The sequence below is a fragment of the uncultured Halopseudomonas sp. genome (genome assembly GCF_963977355.1).
Taxonomy (GTDB): Bacteria; Pseudomonadota; Gammaproteobacteria; order Pseudomonadales; family Pseudomonadaceae; genus Halopseudomonas.
Map to the genome: position 1 here is coordinate 1 of NZ_CAXBOV010000014.1, position 19,952 is coordinate 19,952.

General features: G+C 54.2%; 16 protein-coding genes. All 16 read right to left on the reverse strand.

Annotation, left to right across the window (positions count from 1 at the left end; genetic code table 11):
* Positions 1–70 precede the first annotated feature (70 nt).
* The 16 genes from AAC076_RS09195 to AAC076_RS09270 all read right to left on the reverse strand — a co-directional run bounded on the left by AAC076_RS09195 (position 71) and on the right by AAC076_RS09270 (position 19,944).
* Positions 71–397 carry a flagellar protein FliT gene (locus tag AAC076_RS09195; RefSeq protein ID WP_339844739.1) on the reverse strand — a complete coding sequence of 109 codons (327 nt, stop codon included), beginning with the start codon at positions 395–397 and terminating at the stop codon, positions 71–73.
* On the reverse strand, positions 378–761 hold the full coding sequence (fliS, locus tag AAC076_RS09200) for a flagellar export chaperone FliS (protein ID WP_339844740.1): 384 nt from the start codon (positions 759–761) through the stop codon (positions 378–380). Before fliS (AAC076_RS09200) ends, AAC076_RS09195 begins: the two co-directional genes overlap by 20 nt.
* 112 nt (positions 762–873) lie before the next feature.
* Positions 874–1,272 carry a flagellar export chaperone FliS gene (gene fliS, locus AAC076_RS09205; RefSeq protein ID WP_339844741.1) on the reverse strand — a complete coding sequence of 133 codons (399 nt, stop codon included), beginning with the start codon at positions 1,270–1,272 and terminating at the stop codon, positions 874–876.
* Complete coding sequence (gene fliD / locus AAC076_RS09210; protein WP_339844743.1) at positions 1,272–2,747, reverse strand: flagellar filament capping protein FliD; 1,476 nt, start codon at positions 2,745–2,747, stop codon at positions 1,272–1,274. The genes fliS (AAC076_RS09205) and fliD overlap by 1 nt, the downstream gene beginning before the upstream one ends.
* A gap of 102 nt (positions 2,748–2,849) precedes the next feature.
* On the reverse strand, positions 2,850–3,254 hold the full coding sequence (locus AAC076_RS09215; protein ID WP_339844745.1) for a flagellar protein FlaG: 405 nt from the start codon (positions 3,252–3,254) through the stop codon (positions 2,850–2,852).
* Positions 3,255–3,329: 75 nt separating this feature from the next.
* The gene (locus AAC076_RS09220; protein WP_339844747.1) at positions 3,330–4,547 is read right to left on the reverse strand and encodes a flagellin; all 1,218 of its coding nucleotides are present in this window, start codon (positions 4,545–4,547) and stop codon (positions 3,330–3,332) included.
* Positions 4,548–4,789: 242 nt separating this feature from the next.
* The gene (locus tag AAC076_RS09225; RefSeq protein ID WP_339844749.1) at positions 4,790–9,850 is read right to left on the reverse strand and encodes a glycosyltransferase; all 5,061 of its coding nucleotides are present in this window, start codon (positions 9,848–9,850) and stop codon (positions 4,790–4,792) included.
* Between the two features lie 122 nt (positions 9,851–9,972).
* On the reverse strand, positions 9,973–11,292 hold the full coding sequence (locus AAC076_RS09230) for a polysaccharide pyruvyl transferase family protein (protein ID WP_339844752.1): 1,320 nt from the start codon (positions 11,290–11,292) through the stop codon (positions 9,973–9,975).
* Entirely contained in the window at positions 11,292–12,248 is a 957-nt protein-coding gene (locus AAC076_RS09235; protein WP_339844754.1) for an FkbM family methyltransferase, read from the reverse strand. The genes AAC076_RS09230 and AAC076_RS09235 overlap by 1 nt, the downstream gene beginning before the upstream one ends.
* Positions 12,249–12,261: 13 nt before the next feature.
* On the reverse strand, positions 12,262–13,326 hold the full coding sequence (locus tag AAC076_RS09240) for an NAD-dependent epimerase/dehydratase family protein (protein WP_339844756.1): 1,065 nt from the start codon (positions 13,324–13,326) through the stop codon (positions 12,262–12,264).
* 1 nt (position 13,327) lies between these two features.
* The gene (locus tag AAC076_RS09245) at positions 13,328–14,197 is read right to left on the reverse strand and encodes a class I SAM-dependent methyltransferase (protein WP_339844759.1); all 870 of its coding nucleotides are present in this window, start codon (positions 14,195–14,197) and stop codon (positions 13,328–13,330) included.
* Complete coding sequence (locus AAC076_RS09250; RefSeq protein WP_339844762.1) at positions 14,191–15,021, reverse strand: SDR family oxidoreductase; 831 nt, start codon at positions 15,019–15,021, stop codon at positions 14,191–14,193. Before AAC076_RS09250 ends, AAC076_RS09245 begins: the two co-directional genes overlap by 7 nt.
* On the reverse strand, positions 15,008–16,069 hold the full coding sequence (locus AAC076_RS09255; protein WP_339844764.1) for a Gfo/Idh/MocA family oxidoreductase: 1,062 nt from the start codon (positions 16,067–16,069) through the stop codon (positions 15,008–15,010). The genes AAC076_RS09250 and AAC076_RS09255 overlap by 14 nt, the downstream gene beginning before the upstream one ends.
* Complete coding sequence (locus tag AAC076_RS09260; RefSeq protein ID WP_339844766.1) at positions 16,066–16,953, reverse strand: sugar phosphate isomerase/epimerase family protein; 888 nt, start codon at positions 16,951–16,953, stop codon at positions 16,066–16,068. Before AAC076_RS09260 ends, AAC076_RS09255 begins: the two co-directional genes overlap by 4 nt.
* Before the next feature lies 1 nt (position 16,954).
* On the reverse strand, positions 16,955–18,745 hold the full coding sequence (locus AAC076_RS09265; protein ID WP_339844768.1) for a thiamine pyrophosphate-binding protein: 1,791 nt from the start codon (positions 18,743–18,745) through the stop codon (positions 16,955–16,957).
* 20 nt (positions 18,746–18,765) lie between these two features.
* Positions 18,766–19,944: an FkbM family methyltransferase gene (locus tag AAC076_RS09270; protein ID WP_339844770.1), complete on the reverse strand. Its 1,179-nt coding sequence runs from the start codon at positions 19,942–19,944 to the stop codon at positions 18,766–18,768.
* Positions 19,945–19,952: the final 8 nt, after the last annotated feature.

Here is a 19,952-nt window from a genome sequence, read left to right on the forward strand (position 1 = left end):
GGGTGGGTCAAAATTGTTGGCCAGAGGTGGGTCAGATTAATTGGCCATTAACAGTTTGACGCGAGGATCTTCAACCAAACATCTGATAGACCTTGGCGCCCTGCTTGCTGCGCTGGAGGTCCTGAAGTTCTTCGGCGAGCTTGCCCTGCACTGCCTGGCAAAGCGCCACGACTTCACGGTAGGTCGTCAGCAGGTTGTCCAGCGCATCAGCCAACGCCTGATCATCACGGTCTTCCTGGGCCATGGCTTGAGCAACCAGTTCTCGACATACACCATCAAGATTGCTGACCTGTTGCCAGTCGCCCGCATGAACCGCCTCGACAAGAGCGCGGTGGGTATCTTCCAATTGCTTGACCGCAACCGTCATGATGCTTTCCTCAGTGTTGGGCAATGCCATCCCAGCCTTCTTTCACGTCACGCAACAGAGACGCGACCTCGTCTAGCATGGCTGGATCGTTATTCAGGTTAGCCAGGCTCAGACGCTGCAGCATATAAGCATAAAGGCTATCGAGGTTGGCCGCCACTTCGCCGCCTTTTTCCAGATCCAGCGCATCACGCAGGCCTGAAACGATACCCATGCTCTTGCCGATCAGTTCACCCTTGAGTGGGATATTCCCGAATTGCATGGCACCCCGGGCCTGAGCAATGCGCTGCAAACCGCCCTCCAACAACATCTGAATCAGACGATGTGGAGCTGCTTCGCTGACCTGAGCGTTAACATTAACTGTCTGGTACTGCTTCATCGCTGCGTAAGCGTTCATGGCGATATCCTGAGGTAAAGAACATATACCTCTATATCGGCGCTTGAGGGAAAACTTGAGGGGAGAATGTATTAAAAAAAAAGCGAAAGCGGGCGCAGCGCGCCCGCAAACATTAAACGGAGGGTGTTTCCTGATCTGCACTCAGATTGGGCTCGATCGCATCCCAGCCTTCCTTGATTTCTTCTAGCAGGCCCTGCACCTCATCCAGACTGCGCGGGGTATCGTCCAGCGCCACGCCCGCCAGCTTACGGGTCATGTAGTCGTACAAAGCATCCAGATTCTCGGCGATATCACCACCCAGATCCTTGTCGAGTGCACCCTGTAATGCTCCTATGATACTCAGGGTGCCGCTAACCGCAACGCCGCGACGCTCTGGATTACCAGTGGCCTGGGCGTGCCTCGCGAGCTTCACGCGTTCGATGGCGCCATTTAGCAGGAGCTGAACTGCGCGATACTGCGATACTTCCTGGGAAACGCTGACATTCTTGTATGTATCGATCGGGCTTTTCATTAACGATTATCCTGTCTAACAACGCCTGGGAGATTACTCAGCGCACCACTCAAATAGTCGCTGGTGCCTGAAAGCTGAGCCACCAACGCATCCATGGCATTGAACTGGGAAAACAGTTGCGCTTCGAGCTTGTCTATACGTCTTGTCAGCTGCTCGCGCTGCCCATCAACACTTGAAAGCGTGTTTTGCAATGCCTTGGTACGCGACTCAAGGATGCCGCCGCTCTGGACGTAAGGATCAGTCTTGCTTTCCAGTCTGGACAGGATACCCGAGTCACCAGTAAGGAAACCGCTCAACTCTTCGAAGTTGTCCGCTAGTACCGCATCCATTCGTTCATCATCGATTTTCAGTGTGCCGTCGCGCTGGGTAGAAATCCCCAGATCGGCCAGCAAACGAAGGCTATCGGTCCCACCTTGTGTGGAGCCTAGCTCATTACGAATAGCAGTTGAAAAAGACCGTACCGAAGCATCGCCGACCAGGGCAGCGGCCAGTGGTTCGCCGTCATCGCCGCCCACTGAGGTCACTTTAGTCAAGCTGCCGATAGTGCCTATCATCTTGTTGTAGGCATCGACAAACTTCTTCAAAGAACCTTTGACTCCCGCTCGATCCTCGGCAACCCCAAGATTAATCGTGGCGGCGCTCTGGAGGTCCTCCTCTGACTGAGCAGATTTGAGGGTCAGCGTCACCCCAGCAATTGCGTTGTCAATGGTGTTTCCGGCACTTGAAATGGGAATTCCATCAATTGCGAGATTCGCGTCTCGGGCGAAGCTGATCACTCGAGCAGCACGAGGGTCCGCAGGATCATATGCTGCGGGCACGTAGTCAGTAAGAGTCGGATCAGGGGGAGTAAAATCCAACTGACCGAGATTCCCGGTGAGGCTGCTGGAGCTGACACTGATATCGTTGCCGTTGCCCGCCTGGTCTGAACTCAGTACCAGACGAGCACCACCCGCCCCACTGGGATCACTTACAATCGTGGCAGTCAGGCCGCTGTCTTTGCCAGCCGCGTTGATCGCATCGCGGATGCCAGAAAGACTGCTATTGTCTTCACCTATGGAAATGTCGAGAGCTTCTCCACCAACGGTAATCGTCAGTGTTCCGGTGCCAACAGGGTCAGTCGTGTTATCCAGGCCTTGCAGCGAAAGCTTGCTGGTCTGCGCCAAATTGAAGACCTGCACGCTGAAATTACCGGCACTCGCGGTTCCGTCTGCCTTGGCGGTAAAAATGTCTTGTTTGGCGGAGGTCGCGCTTCGCTTTTCAAACAAAGCGGGATCATTGAGATCCTTCAGCGCAGTCTGGAAATCGGAAATCGCGCTTCGAAATTGCCCAAGCCCAGAGAACTTGGCAGTGGTATCGCGCTCCAGACGGTTGAGCTGCGCGGTTTTTGGCGCGCTTTCCGCATTTACCAGAGCCTTGACGATATTGTTGATATCAAGACCAGAGCCGACGCCTGTACCTAAACCTTGAATAGCCATGAGCCTGCCCCTACGACCGATTTTTGACGGTCTGCGTACCGAATAGAATGTCCCGGTAATGCAGGCAAGTTATGTGCCATTAAAACCGGCCAGCAGGAGCCCTCAAGCTTCTGCTTTGAAAAGCAAACTGCGGATTTCGGATAGATTTTCCGAGAGCCTCAGTGCTTCTTCCGAAGGAATCTGGCGAATCACGTCGCCACTGGTTGCCTCGGTTACGTTAATCACCACCCGGCCGCTGCTGTCATCAACATTGAAATTGATGTCACGTTGTACCGACTGGACAAAATTCTGCATGTCAGACACCGCTGCTTCAAGCGTCTCGCGGTCTGGCTCTGCATTGGTTTCCGCGGTATTACGGCTCTGTGCCTCAGCCGATCTGCCAGAAACATTCTCTGCTGCAACATCCTTCTGCCCGCCAGATATAACGCTGGCTTTAGCCGCCTCAACCGAAACACCGGTGCGCGCACTGCTAGTGATTTCAAACGGTTTGAGAACGCCCATTTCCATGATAAATACCTCACAAAGGAAAAAGCGGAGGAAAGGCTTTTAACCCTTCCCCCGCAGTCTAGCTCCGTTTTGACCTTAGCCCAAGAGGCTTAGGACGGCCTGGGGCAACTGGTTGGCCTGGGCCAGGATCGAAGTACCAGCCTGCTGGAGGATCTGGTTCTTGGTCAGCTTCGCAGTTTCAGCAGCGAAGTCGGTGTCCTGAATCCGGCCACGAGCGGCGGAGGCGTTCTCGGACACGTTCTGCAGGTTGCTGATAGTGGACTGGAAGCGGTTTTGGGCAGCACCCAGATCCGCACGCTGGCTATCAATGGACTGCAGTGCAGCGTCGATGATGTAGACAGCTTTCTGAGCACCTTCGGCACTAGTAAGGTCGATATCGCGAACTTCAGCGTCGGTTGCCGCTACTGCAGCCAGAGTTACCGCTGTACCACCAGCCTCTGCTGCAGTGCTTGCTGCCGCAGCAGTAGCACCCGAAGAGAAGGCAATGGACAGTTCGCCATCAGCAGTGCCGAGATCTGCATTGGTGAGAACGTTAATCGCACCCGAATCATCGATGAATGCACCCACCCCGATGTTCGCGTCGTTGATGGCGGTTGCCAGGTTTTGTACCTGTTCGGTTACGGTAGCACCTGAAGCAAATTCAGAGCTGACGGTGAATACCCGATCGGTCCCATCAGCACTGCCACCAGTGATGGTAAAGGAGACGGCAACAGCACCAGAGGCCGCAGCCGTGGCACCGGCTACATCTGCAGTCGCAATGGTGCCGCTGCTGATAGCATCGCTTCTAAGGGACTTGGTGCTGGTTTCGTCCAGCTTCAAGCTGATAGCTTCGTTGGCAGCACTGCCCACCTGGAATGTTTCAGTTCCAAAGCTGCCATCAAACAACTTCTTGCCACCAAAGGCAGTCGTGTTTGAAATACGATCCAATTCTTTCTTCAGCTCGGTGACTTCCGAGTTCAAGGCATCACGCTCGCTATCACCGTTAGAACCGTTGGCAGCCTGCAGGGAAAGGTCACGCATACGCTGGAGGATGTTGGTCGACTCCTGCAAAGCGCCTTCAGCAGTCTGGGCAATCGAAATACCGTTGTTTGCGTTCTTGGTTGCTACACCGAGACCATTGATCTGACTGGTCAGACGGTTGGAGATCTGCAGGCCAGCTGCGTCGTCCTTGGCACTGTTGATCTGCGAACCGGAGGACAAGCGCTGCAGGGAAGTCTGCAGGTTGTTCGAAGAAGCACCCAAGTTACGCTGGGCGTTCAGTGAAGCTACGTTAGTGTTGACTGTAAGAGCCATGGTAAGTACCTCGTAAACTTGGTTATGTTTGCCTGAGCAGCGATCTCAGGGCTGGACTTGCCCAGGCACCCATTGAGTTCGCATTCAGTTACTGTATCGACGCCACTTACCAAAGCTTTAGGGGTTTTGAAAAAAAACTTTGTCAATCCCTCTGCACCTGCCGTGGCGAGGCTGAGATGCCCATCAGCCTTACCTTGTTTATCGCCTATACCACGATATTCTTTAGGCCTCAGTCCAAAAAATCAGTCCGGCAACCAGGCCTGACGCCATAGATCGAGATTAACGCCCTCAAGCATCCACTGGCTTCGCACCGTTCCTCGCAAAGCGTCACCCATGGCCTCGCTAGCCTCACGATCGGCAAGATGCATGCGTATCGCTTCTATCCAATCCTTGTATCGATTCTTGACGCGGGTGACAGGTAGGTCACCTTCATAGCAACGCAGATCGCTACATATGACCGGGTATCCGCAAATCCCGTACTCAAGCAGCCGCAGGTTGCTCTTGCATTCATTAAAGAGATTCTGCTCAACCGGAGCCAGAGCCAGATCGAGGTTTAGTCGCGCCAAAGCCATTGGATACTGTGTGATTGGCACACCCGGATGATACTCATGGATGTAGGGCCTCATCCTCTCCGGACACATACCAAAAAACACCCACTCCACCTCATCGGCAAGCGCTTTGACGACATCCTCAATCATCTCCAGATCACCGGTATGGCTGGCGCCCCCTGCCCAGCCAACCCGTGGCTTTGTACCAGTACGTCTGCGACTCTCGGGAAGATTCTCGCCCCACCAAAGCGGATCAAGCGTGTTGTGTCTGACCCTGATGTCGTGATGAAAATCATTAAAAGCATCTGCGATTGCTTCTGTGGACACCACAAAACGATCTACGTAGGACAGCCCTCGCCTCAGGGACTTGACGATATCCTTGGGCATATGATCCCTATGAACACTTTTCAGCGGCAGATTCGGCAGATAGTCGTCCAGCTCGTATACCTTGAAGGCCCTGGAAAAAGCGCGCATACGGCGCATCGCCTCCAACCTTTCGTTGGCTATCTGCCGCTGCATGACAACCACATCAGGATCGTAACGCTCTAGATCGGTGACATGCATCAAACCACGGGATAGAGCACCATCAATCAAACCGGCCGTTTTCAATGCACTGAAGGGTTGAATCATGCGGTACTGGCCACAGCCCGTCTCATCAGCATGATGCGCCAGGACAACAGGTACCGGATGAAAAGCATTCAAGGGCCGCCAGGAAATCTGGGGATCTGCTAACTTGAAGCCGCCAGGCTTGGCCAGCGAGAAATTGGGATTATACGCAGGGTCACGTGCCAGACGCGGCAGCCAGCGACTATATAGCTCATCCTCAATATCTCTTGGGATCGCTCTTTTTTCAACACCATGAAGTAACGTAGCGCGTGGAGTCCAAACCAGCAGATGCCCGCTATCGGCAATACGCAGGCAAAGATCGATATTGGCCCCCTGATCAGCAAAGTGCTGCGCGTCCATACCGCCCACATCAATATACAGAGACTTGCGCACCAGCAGGCAGCTGTCGGCAACGGCACCGACATTCTGATCAACCTGCAATCGTTGCATGTATCCGGGAGCATCCAGTGGCTCGCCAAGGAAAACAGCGCCCGCGGGTCCTTCCAGACCTAGAATCAAGCCAGCATGGGTAATCAGACCTTCGGAATTTACCGTACGCGCACCCACGACGCCGACTTCTGGTCTTTGACCGTGGTTCATAAGTGAATCAAGCCAATTCGCGTCAATCACCGCCACATCCGAGCGCAGCAGCAACAGGTAGTCTCCGCCTGCATTTAGTGCCGCCTGGTTACAGGCCTCGCTATGACTCAAGCGTTCGGGGGAGCGCATCACCTTAATTTTTTCGCTACCCATGTGCTCCACCGCCTTCAACCACTCGACTGTTGCGGGCTTCTGACTCTGATTATCAATCAACAGGATCTCGTAGTCGGAATAATCGGTGTTTTCGAGAACACTCATGACACAGCGCTGAGCCATCGCCAGATCGTCGTTTACAACAATTACCACCGACACCAACGGCCGCTCAGGATGCCCATAATCAATTCTGTACTGACCGGGAATTACGCTGTCCAGTTGCGCTTTTGAATATCCGCGGGCATGAAGATGCGCGATTATGGCTGCACGCTCATGCGGACTGTCGCGCAAGGTTGGCGCTGCCGCAATGACCAGAGGTTCGGAGATATGGCCCAGGCCGCTGACACCCTCCTGGCTTACCAGTCGAAGAATCAGATCCAGCTCCATGGCCTCGCCCATCTGAGGGTCAAAGCCATCAAGATTGACAAGGTGAGCCCGATTAAACAGCCAGTGCTGCGCAATCCCGCACGGGAAGCTGAGTAGGTAATCAAGATTGAAGTCTGGTCGCAGAGCAGCACCAAAGTCGCCATCGTCCTGACGATAGAGTGCATCACAGTAGATGGCCCGGCACTGAGGGTCCGCCATTAGCTCCAACGAGGCTATCTGCAGGCCGCTGGCAGTCAGTTCGTCACCCGCACGGATCAGCATAACCCAGTCACTGCTGTCGGCAGCAAGCAGCTGGTTGAGTGATGCGACCCAGTTATCCGCTTCGACCTCAACAGAGATGTTCGAGTGATCTTCCTGGGTGGATGAGGTGCTCAGTACCATTGGACTGATATTATTCACCGCGTCGAAACCCTGTATCGAAACAAGGCTTCGAGTCAGCGCGTTACTGTCACCATCCAGATCAAGGATCACCACTTTCAACTGCGCCGCGTGAGCCTCTTGCTCCTCAACGTACTCGGCGATCAGGCGCTGCTGCACTGGGGTAAGGGTTCTAGCGGAGAGCCAGTTGCGCACCGATGCAGGTGCACCCTTGGTAACAACCCCAAGCTTGCGTAGCTGCGCCAAACGCCCCTGACGCACCTGCTCGCTGCCCAAATCAGGGTGACGGCGATAGATTTCCTGGTAGAGGTCGGCGTAGTTCTTAGAGGCCTGATCGGATCTCCGTTCAACAGTCTCATCAGCCGCGCGCATTCTGACTTCAACTGTGGTGGACGGCAGATGCACGAACTCCGAGCGTGTCGCAAGGCGCAAAAGAAAATCCCAATCCTCCAGCCCTGATAAGGATTCATCAAAGTCGCCAGCCGCTATCGCAAGACCTTTTGAGCAGGCAAAAGTATTAACCGGTATGTAGTTGTCGACAAAGAACCGTTCTTTTGAGTAGGTATCGTGACTATAGCGATGGTCCCGGGCCAACTCGATACGGGAGTCCTGTTCCAGTTTCTCGGTAATAAACACCGCATCGGTGTACACAACGGCGTCAGGATGACTTTCAAGGGCGGTAGCAAGCGACTGGAGATGGTCAGGCAGGAAAATGTCATCATCATCCAGGTAAGCAATATAGCGACCCTTGGCCAACCGCAACGCTGCATTACGAGCGGCAGCAGGACCTCTATTGGCACCCTGGCGCAAGTAAGTCAGAGGGAAATCAAAACCATCAAGCAACGATTCGACTGGATCACCGTGATCGTTGACCAGGATGACCTCGAAATCGTGCAGCGTTTGTGTAGCAATACTACGTAATGCATCCAGCAGCATGGCTGGTCGGTTGAATGTGGTGAGGACGATAGAGAATAGAGCCTGCTGATCAATTGCAGCCAGTACCTCAAGCCGCTTGCATAGCTGAACAACTTGCAATCCCAAAGACGAGGCTTGTTCATCTGGATACAAAGCGAGGCGCCGACGAAGATGTGCGGCAACGGCGAGCTCACAACCTCGCAGCTTAATCTCCGCACCACGCTCAAAAACCCCCTCGACTATGCGTATATGGTCAGAAAGCGGGGCATTGGAAGAGTAGAACTCAGTTGAAAGCTGCGCGGAGTGAGTTCGATAGGTGACCCCAGGCTCGCTCAGAAAGATAAAATCAGGATGCTTCTCTGCCACCTGCACCATCGAAAGCCAGTCACCAGCGCCATTAAGCTTGGGATCTCTGCGCCAAACCTGCAGAAAGGGCTCTCTCTGAATTAGCGTAGCAGACGGTGGAATGTAGCTGTCATGAATCAACAGATCAGCGACCTCGTTGCGGCCACCAATATAGTCCTGGTTCTTGTAGCCCGGATGCCTGGGCACGGCGAGTCCACGTCCTTGCTCATTGACCCAGCGGATCGACGTATAACCAACAACTACATGAGGATTTTCTAGCATGCGGGGCATCAGGCTAGACAGGTAACCAGGGTTGTAATAATCGTCAGCCATCAGAAGCGACAAGTAGCGCCCCTGAGCGATCTGAATACCGTTGAGCACATTGTAGCTGGGGCCCACATTTCGTGAGTTCCGGAGGTAACGCACACGCGGTTCATTCGCAAACGAGCGCAAAACCTCAGTAGTGTTGTCGCTTGATGCGTTATCGAGCACGAGAATCTCGATATTTTCATAGCCCTGGTCTAGTACCGATGAGATGGTTTGCTTCAGAAACCGACCATAGTTATAGGCAGGAATGATGACACTGAGTAAAGGTCTATTATCACGAACTAAAGCGGCATCACCTGCAATCGCAGCCGTCAGGGCAGTAACCCAGAAATCACTGGAATAGGGATAGCTGCTTTTGCTGACCAGAAAAGCTTGTAGTGTTTCACCGGCGGCTTGCACTCGCTTGTTACAGAAATCCTGCAGCGAAGATTGACCAGGGCGATCATGCGCCTCGATATAGCTCCCTTGGGGGACCCACTCAGGTACCGACCAGTTACCTAGATGCACCGGCACTCGCCCAGCTTCTAGACATTCACACCATTGCTGCGGGAGCAAGCCGGGCAACTCGGGCTCATCATCACAAAGCAGCCATTCATGAGTACTGGCGCGAGATACCGGCAGGGTAAGGGGCTGGTTAAGGGAAACCAAGCGGCCATCGGTGAATGGTTCGCCGAGGGGAAGAAAAATACGTGCAAAAGAAGTCTCATGCTCTGGGGCCAGGCGTACCTGTCCGCCTCGCAGCAGCAGGTAACGATTAACTTGCGCATTCAGACCGCTCAACAGTTCCCCGGAAGAATTGCATAGCACTAATAGCAGAGCGTCATGGTCAACATCATCACGGTGCAAAACCGGCTCGAAGATCAACCCATTGGCGTCGGCATAAGCTTTGAGCTGTTGCCAAGGCAGTTGATGCATCAATGCATGCAAGAACGCATCACCGAGAACAAAAGGCTGCTCCGGATCATCATATGTGATGCCAGCGATCCCAACTCTCCATTGCCTGCCGAGGCACCGACCTCCGACCCCAAAATCACGCTCCATCATACCCACATTCCTTCTTTTGTCCCTTGGACAGACATTCCTGCGAGTGGCATTGCCACATGCAGGCTGTCTTCAGTCAAAAAACACCAATACTATTCAGGCGAGAGTTGCAAACAGGCAGTTGCTCACGAGAGCGCATGAAAAGTCAGCAGATCACGGAACAAACAACCATGCTCTACCCCCTTTTCCCGCAGGTGCCTCTCTGCATACTCACGCCCCGCGTATGTCGAGATAAAAACGTACACGCCCTCACGCCGCAGCCTTTCCAGAGCGTCCGAGCGCACCACCGACACACCACAAAAACGCTCTGCCTGAAGATACTCATCAACTACAGCTACCAGCTCGCTGCCCGGTCGCAGCTCACTGATTGCGCGACTCAGACGAACACCATGTGTATTGGCTCCCCAAAAAGCGAAGCGCAACGGCACCCCGCCAGGAGGCAATAGCCGCTCCAGAGCATGCGTCATCATGTGATTGTACTGACTGGGATCACGACTTTCGTAGAATGCACTGATTTCGGCCCACGGCGCCCATCGCTCGCGGGCGCGCGCGATCTGAATGGCAGCTGCGCCAAGTATCATTCTCTTGGTTTCCTCGAGATCCGGAACGCCAGGGTTCCAGTCAATCTGGGCAAAGGTTTCACGCGTGTGAATATTCACATATCGATCCAGCCACGCGAAGCGGTCGCTGATATTGTGAGCCACAACGATGGTAGGAATTCCCATTGCGATACACGGAGCAGCGCAATGTAGCCGGCTAGTCACGACAAGAGCGCCCTCGTCGGCGTAGCGCCTGCATAATTCACGCGCCAAAGCGTCCAGGCGATCAGCCTCCTTCTGATCGGAGGGAATGCGTTCATATGGGTATACGTGCGTCAGATGCTCCGCGTTGTCTAGAAGCTCTCGAGGCATATGCTCCAACACTTCCTCCGGCACATCGACCAAAAACACTTTGCCATTTACCGGGGCACACTTGCGGCGAGGAAAAGCAATAGTCAGACAACCGGAAAGGAAGGCAGCTACGCCACGCGATCGAAACATCTGCATGACCCGTTCGTCTCGAGTGCCTATAGGCTCATGGCGGCGAAAATGATCAAGATCTGCAGGATCATCGACATCGCTAGAGAGCCCAAAACTGAAGTAGACCGGAATGATGTATGGCGATAGCGGCAGTGGGCTCTGCGCATTACCCAAAGTGAAGTAGCCACACATCGGCATGAGAATGTAGCCGTGGCGTCCGTCATAATCCTGGAATTCATATCGGTTCAGTCGCACGACCTGATCGGGCGTAATACCCATAAAATCGTATAGGTGTTCGACAGCATGGGTCTGAATATCATCCCCCAGGTTGCTGCGGCTACCAGCCGTAAGGTGGCCAAAGGTCATGACGTTTGTGATGAGGCCATATTTCATGGCCATTGGTGCGGCCATTTTACGAGGCGTCATCAAACGAGCGCCTCCCATTGAGAAATAACCTTCGAGTGCTTTTGTGGATGCATGAAAACGTAGTTGGTTTGTACCGTCTCTTCAGTTACGCCGGGGCAGGCTTGAAGTCTTCCATCCTCGCGAAAAACCCAGGCTTGATAGCCGTACCTGCCAAGCAGCGCAAAAACATCATTAGGGTGATAACCGAACGCCTTTGACCACTTGCGAAGCAGTTCTACCAAGATAATGGGAGTGCCATTCAAGGTCTTCTCTGCGCCTTCGACCACCATAAGCTCTGCACCTTCCACATCAATTTTCAGCAAGGAGGGAGCTATGTTGTGGGTGGCGCAAAAGACATCAATGGTTGTGGTTTGGCATGCCACGTTCTGAATAGACGTTCTGCCTCTATCTTGCCCTGTCAACTTCAGAGAGGTCGCGCCGGAAACGTCGGGAGCGAATAGAAAATCCAGCTCGTCCACCTTATTGAAAACCCCCATGCAAACCGCCTGGATGTTATCCAATTGATTCAGGCGGATGTTTTTCTCCATGACCTCCACCGTGGATGGAATCGGCTCAAAAGCGAAAATCCTTGAGGAAGGGCAGTTACGCCCCAACACCAGAGAATACCAACCAAGATTTGCGCCAATATCGAGGAACACATCGCCATCAGTAAAGACTGACTTGAGAAAATTGGTTTCATCAAGCTCGTAGTTTCCAAAATCCAGCAGCGTGTAGGGTGTTGCGTGCATATCCACGTCATCGATCAACATCGAGATGCCATGGGAAGCCGAACTGATCGCAACCCCTTGAGCCGTTATACGAATTTCCTCTACATCAGTACCAGCAAGAAAACGTGGGTAGTCGAACAAGCCTGCATGCTGACCGTTGATGTATTCAGCGTACTGGAACTTGTCGATTTCGCCTGTCTTGAACTTCTCCCTGGCGAGTTCTAGACGATTCTGCTGGGTGGTTTCCATGTCGAGTTTCCGTTCAGTTCTGAGTGAAGTAACGCAGGGTTCGCTCGAATCCCGCTTCAGGTTGGGTGGTCGGCCGCCATCCCAGTAGCTCTATTTTTGCAAGATCAAAATGCCCTCCCGCCCGGAACAGCGCCTGCCGATCTAACGTCGCCGGCTGGCAAGCCACCTCAAGATCCGGCGTAGGCGAGAGTCTTGCGATAAGCCGAGCCAATTCGAGGATGGTAGTTTCCTGATCCATGCCAATGTTGTAGGCGTTCCCGGCCTCCCCCCGCAGCAATAACATCAAGAAGGCCACCGTGGCATCGGCCACGTAGCAAAAGGGCCTACTGCCAGAGCCGTCACTGTTGAGCACAATAGGCCGCCCATTCAGGGCGTCAGCAATGAAATCCGCAAAAGATCGTCCATCGTCAAGTGCAATGCCTGGACCGTAGGTGTGTGAGATACGCGCAATAACCGTGGCCACCCCATACTGGCGATGATAATCAGCACAAAGAGTCTCAGCCATGCGCTTGCTTTCACCGTAGCACGCGGAGATATCCAGGGGGTCCAGGCCACCGAACCCGGTCTCAGTGATGGCGTTAACACTTTGTCCATGGCCATAGACCGCGCCGCTACTCATGAAGAGCAGGCGTGATCCGTATAACCTGGCTAGGTCAAGCAGATTGAGTACACCCTGCACATTGGCACGCGCAGTACCAACAGGATCCGCAAGATAGTGTTTTGGACTCCCGGCACCGGCAGCATGGACAATAAAGTCGATCCTCTCGAAACCCGGTAGCTGATCGCAAACATCCTGAATGATCGGACGAAACCAACATTGACCCATCAGATGGGGGAAACGCGAGGACAGCTTATTCCTGTCCCGAGCCAGAGCATGAATCACTACCGGGCGCTCAGGCCAGCGCTCACTAAGGGAAGCGAAGAACTCTATTAGGTAGGCGGCCAGGAAACTCGTGGCACCAGCAATTAGTACATGGCTACCAGCGAAACAATGCCACTTTTCAGGCCGGGAAAAAATAACCTCCAAGTCTTCAGCGATGACAGTATGGCGACATGGCTTTTCCTTTAAAGATGCCATCTCAAGCTTGCCTCGCCAATAAGCCCATTACCTCTCCCTGAGTCCAGCCTATGTCTACTGGCAGATGCAGGACATCCACTACCACCAGACCGAGGCTTTCCAGCAGCACCCGCATGGATGATTCAGTAAAAAAATTAACATGCTCGTGCCAGTGACGCTTACAGGTCGCCAACTGCAAGCTACCCGGATGCGCACGCAACAGTGCTTCGTGAGGAACTTCCACGTAGATTAAAGAACCAGTCCCCAAAGCCGGAAGCATCTGTTTAACAAAATCAAGCGGATAAGGAACATGCTCCAGCACCTGGCTGCAAGTTACCAAATCGTAATGGCACTGCCTGATACGCTCTAGGTCTGCACGTTCTGCACCTGGCACGAGCTCAACACCGGAAATGTCGTGGATGTGCAGCAGTTGGTTATGTTCACGGAACAGGCTGTTAATGCCGCTATCGCCACCGAAGTCCAGTACTGCGGGAGCTTCTGGCAGATAAGGCGCGAGCCAGGCTTCCACTTCGCACAAATAGTTAGCACGTTGATGGTAATGGGGCGGCACATTAGCGTAACCCGGCTCAAAACGAATACGCTGCTCGTTATAAAGCTCGTCACGGTAGTTGCGATAGAGAGCTTCCATTTGCTCGTCGGTAAAGCGGTAATCAAGAAAAAGGGCTCCACAGTTCTGACATTGCAGCGAGTTACACAGGGTATAGGCCATCCCTTGACGCAAATCACGCAGTCCCCAGTCCTCTGTAATCTCGACTGGCTCGTGACCAAAAACACGCAGCGCTACAAAGGGCATCAACACCGCTGGAGACTTTTCCAGATTTCCGCCACCACAACAAATACAGTGACGAGCAATCAGTTCGCGACTCACCATGCGCTGCGCCCTCCATCGATGATCAAGTTGGAGCCGTTCATGTAGGACGACGCGTCAGAGCACAGAAAGGCAATCGCGCCACGATACTCACCCTCGTCAGCCATGCGACCAAGCGGAATCAGCTGCGCCAGCTTGGCGACAAACACGTCGTTCTGCCCAGCGTAGACACCGCCCGGCGATAGCGCATTGCAGCGTACGCCCTGTTCGCACCAATAGGTCGCCAGATACTTGGTCAAACCGATCAGTCCGTGCTTTACCACTGAATAAGTGACCGGCTTGACCGGTTGGTTATCCGGCTCCAGACCTTCCTTACGATACAAGCGTTGGTCCGGCGCGATAACACCGAGATCAGAGGCAATATTGATGATCACCCCGCTACCCTGCCGCGCCATCTGAGGACCAAATACCTTTGCACAGTTGAAGGCGCCACCCAGCCCGACATCCAGATCCAGGCGCCACTGTTCCCAAGGAAAATGCTCCAACCGGGAGAAATCCTCCCCCCCCGCGTTTTCCACTTTAGGATTGCGCGCAGCATTATTGATCAGGATATCCACCCGGCCGTGATGCGCCTGCAACTGCTCATGTGCTGAGCGCAGCGCGTCAACATCAGTAATGTCTGCGACCAGCGTCAGCGCCTTGCACCCCGTTTCAGCCTCAAGCCTAGCGGCGTTTTTGGCCAGCTCTGCAGCATTGATGTCGAGCAGCACGGGTAAGCCACCCAGGGCGGCGATGGTGGCTGCATGCTGATAGCCCAGTAATCCTGCTCCGCCGGTAATCACCGCAACCCTGTCATCCAGGCGAAATAGCGTTTCAACGCTGGCCATGGATGTTCACCTCACTCAATTGCACCTCACAACCCTCACGCAGCGAACGCCGTGCCGCCAGTGCCAAGCGCAGGCTCTGCACCCCCGCCATCAAATCGACCACCGGCTGTTTGCCGTTACTCAGGCAGTCGAGGAAATGCCTTGTCTGATCGAGGAACATGTCATTGCGGTTGAAGTCGGCAAAATCGTCCTGCTCGCAAAGCTCGCCCACGACGTCGTAGACACACAAGCGATTGGCAATCAGGTCCATTTCGGCACACCCGGCATCACCTACGATTCTGAATTTGCGCGACGGAGGGCGTTGCACAAAATCCTGATGTAGCAGGAGAGGAAAAAAACCACGCTCGCTCTCAAATCTCATTAACGAAGAGGCGCTATCCTCAACATCAATCTCCAGGCCGCTCAGATGCCCGCCATGGGTCGAGAGGCTGCGAGGCAAACCGAAATACCAGTAGATCAGATCCATTTCATGAATCTGGGACAAAATCACGCCGCCACCCTGATCAGCGCGCGCGGCATACATCTGCCGATAATCCTCGTAGCGGTGCCAATTGGGCAGATACTCGCCAATTTCAGAGCGGACACTGACGAGCCGTCCAAAGAAGCCATCTTCAAGCAAGGTCTTCAGCCGCTGTAGCCCAGGGTGAAAACGGAAGTTATAGCCTACATGGAACAGCAGCTTACGACTCTCCACCTCGGCAAGCAGCTCATCCAGGCCAGTCAAATCGCTGGCCAACGGCTTTTCCATGAAGACTGGAACGCCGGCCCGCGCGCACTCCAGTGCTACCGGCACGTGCAGCGCATTTGGGTTGCATATGAAAACCGCCGCTGGTTTATGCGCAAGTGCATCGGCTAGCTCGTGATGTACCTGGATGGCGTAATCCTTTTCCAGATCCGCACCCTCATCGACTGTCAGATTATCCCGGAGCTTGATGCGCTGCCCCCGGACACGATAGGCATGGACCTCCAGGGCGTCACCCAGCAACAAACGCAAGTTGCGTAGATGGCGCTGGCCAATGCCTCCGAGCCCACAGAACAGAATCTTCACGATAACTCTCTCTTTTTGTTGTTCATGTCGCGGCCGCGTAACCACTGCGCTGCCAGGCTTGCCATTTCAGCAAGCCAGCGCGCCTCATCGCCCGGCTCGCCGCGTGCAACCTGAAGCACAAAGTCACCGCGATAGTCATATTTGATCAACTGCTGGCGCAGGCTGCGAAAGTCCGTATCGCCTTGGCCCAGCTCGACGGTACCCGCACCGTACTGACGATCCTTTATATGCACACTACCCACCCGTGTGCCATAGGCCGCAAATTCATCTTCAGGCTGATACCCGAGCGCAGCACTGTTACCTGCGTCGTAATTGACTCGAACCAGGGGATGCTCAAGGGCTGAAAGCAACTGTTGAAATGCGTCAGGACCGAGGTCAGTCTCAAGGTGCAGTTCCACCCCATGGCGCTCGGCGCTTGGCAACACCTGGCGCAACGCAGCGATAACCTGAGTGCGCTCCGCCTCATTGCGGATACTCGAGGCATCGACAAAGGGCAACACCACACGTCCTACCCCTAGCTCACCGCAAACCCCGATCAGCCATTCCAGACGCGCGAGCAAGGAGGCGCGCTCTTGATGGCTGCTGCGCAACAGCGGGCAATCCATAAAATAATCCGCACACACTGATACCACGGCAATACCATGCTGCTTGAGCAAGCCCGTGAGTTCTCGACGTCCGGTTTCGGTTTCTATCGGGTTCGCGCCCTCTCCGTAGAGATCATAGATCCATTCGATCCCGCGAAGTCCGATCTGCGCCGCACGTTCGATTTCCAAGCGCCAATGGCGTCGCGGGAAGGATTGAAAGCGACCCTCTTCTGGCTCGCTGAGACGACCTTGCATGGTATACAGGCCGCCCTTGGCATAGGCTGTCATAGAGTCGCTCATATCACTCCTCTACCAGCGGGATAAGCATATTGGCGCGCAGCTCATCGCGCTCCAGAAAAGGGAAAAGGTCTTCCAGAGGGCTGGAAGTCATGACGCCGTTCCTTCCTATTTGCGAGGTTATGCGCGGGCCAATTGCCTGATCAGACTCGACCATCACCTCACATACCACAGGCCCTTCAAGGGCCAGCGCCTGCTCTATGGTCAAGCGCAAATCACCGGTTCCATCTACCCGCATAGTTGGCAGGCCAAAAGCCGCCGCCAACGCTGAAATGTCCGGCAAAGTCAGACCAGAGGTTGGATCACAGCCTATGATCTGCTTGAAATAGCCCCCCTGAGATGCACGAATTGACGCATAACCGTTGTTGTTAAGCACAAAATACTTGATCGGTAAATTCAGACGCCGGACGACTTCCAGCTCCTGGATATTCATCACAAAGCCGCCATCACCATCGACCGATACCGTACGGCACTTGCCACCGCCCAGACAGCCACCGATAGAAGCAGGCAAACCGTAGCCCATGGAGCCAAGCCCCCCTGTGGCAACCGCTCGCTGTCCGCGCTTGAGGCGCAGCGCCAGCCAGAACGTGTCCAGTGCCGCCCCTGAGCTGCCGGGGATAACCTGGTCTCCCTCGGACAGTAGCTCAGACAGCACCTCGGTAAATACGTAAGTATTGACGTACTCACCTGCCTTTCGGTACTCCTCCAGCACTACCGGATAAGCCTCCTTCCAGGCAGCACAGCGTAAACGCCAGGACTCACATTCCAGAAACCTTCCAGCACTGGCCTGTTGCAATTGCTGAATAAAATCCTTCGCATCACAAACAAAGCTTTCGTCCGGCATGTCACCCAGTTTGGCTATCTCGGCTGGATCCACGTCAACCACTACGATTTCTGCCCCACGGGCAAAGTGCTTACGGTTAAATCCGGTAATGGAGAAGTCCATCCGACAGCCGATGGCAATAACCAGATCGGCGTTCTGCACCGAGAAATTAGGACCACGCGGCGCTACGGTGCCACAGCGTCCTGCGTAAAGTGGGTGATCGTGCTCCAACAGATCAGCGCCGATCCAGGTTGTCAGGGTCGGGATACGCAGACTTTCAATAAGCTTGCGAAGCTCTTCTTCAGCGCCAGCTGCATGGACGCCATTACCTACCAGGAGTACCGGACGCTCAGCGACCCCAAGTCGATCCATCAAACGTGAAAGTGCTGCTTCATCTAGCCCCTGCGGCAGCTCAGTCGGCTCCGGGACGAAGCCTTCCAACTGCTGGGGATCGATCTCGGTTGCCTGCACATCCAGCGGTACGTCAATCCACGCCGGGCCCTTGCGTCCACTGAGCATCAGATACAGCGCCTTTTCCAGTTCATAGCGCACCCGTTCGGGATCCAGCAGGCATACTGCGTATTTACTCAACGGACCAGCGACACTGACGATGTCGAGTTCCTGGGTACCCAACTGGCGAAGGCCACTGTCGGCCTTCAGATCGGCACGCTTTACTTGTCCAGAAACAAAGAGCGTCGGGGTCGACTCGAACCAGGCTCCTGCCAGACCCGTCATGGCATTGGTTGCGCCCGGTCCGGACGTCACCAAGCACACTCCAATACCACCAGAGGTGCGCGCGTAGCCTTCGGCCGCGATAGCAGCGCCTTGCTCGTGCAGCATGCTGACTGCGGTCAGTGCTGGCTGACGGTAAAGCGCATTATTCAAATGCATCGCGCCACCGCCAGGCAGAAAGAAAACATGCTCCACGCCCTGTTTGGCAATGAACTCAAAAATAAAATCGGCAACACGCATGGGTTTACTCACAGCAGAATTCAAGTGGGAAGGCGGTCTTCAGGCACGGCATACAGCACGAGATCCCAGCCATCACTAACGTGAGGACAGAGGCTGTAGTGATAACTATCGTAGTAACCATTTAACTGCAGCAGAATTCGCCAGAGGTGATTTTGTTCGTGATAAACGCTGACTGCGATTAACGGCTTATGCTCCATGATCATTGTTCTGCCGCCGGCAAGGCATTGAGGCTCCAGGCCTTCGATGTCTATCTTGATGAAAGTAGGCACCAAACCACCGACTGCGAGTTCGTCAAGTGTGGTCATTGGAACCCGCTCATCACCCATACCTACGCGCGATGACGGACCGTTGGCGGCCTCTATCAATACGTCGCCAACGCAATCACCAATCGCCAGGCGGTGAGCCTGTACTGAGATCTTTGCAACTTTCCGTACAGATGCCTCTAGCTGCGCAAAATTCTGCGCCGCCGGCTCAAAGCAGTGATATTCCGAATAGTCCCGGCCGCTAGCCAGATAACTTTCCAGCGTATCGCCATTAAAGGCCCCCAAATCAAACACTACCTCTGCCAAGCTGTTGTTACTGAAACGGGCATCGAAGTAAATCTGCAGTGGAGAGGAAACTGGTAGCAAGTCGTGGTTTAGATGCAGCCGCCACTCGACATGATCGACGTAGAGTTTTCGCGAAGCCTCATCCCCAAGCAAATTAAACGCCTGCTTGATTGCTTCTGTTTCGGGCAGCACATGTTCCGGTAAATCCATAGAGTAATGAGGTAGCAAGTATTGCGGATAGCGCCAGGCTAAATGCCCAAACAGCGCTATACGGTCGAAACCCAATTCGACAAGGGGCTGGAGCCTGTCTGACATGACATCATGAATATGGCCGCTCCAAATGGTGCAAATTACCGACGGCAATTCACCTTCCCATGTCTCAACCAATTGGGCTGGGCTGACGACCGGGACGAAATCAATATGAGTCCCCCAAAGATTCGGATTGTTATCCATAAACGCGCAGGGAACGAAACCCAGCTCCTTGAGGGTAGCTAGTGCTTTACGGCCGAGCTGGCTTGCTCCGAATAGAACAAAGGGACCGTCAAGCCCTCCGGTGAGCCGGTCCAGAGTACTAGCCTGGCGCTCACGCACGGATTCCAGAGACTCGCTAAGCAGGAAATCCAGTCGCCGAGTGAGGTTTTCTGTATTCATAGTGTGCA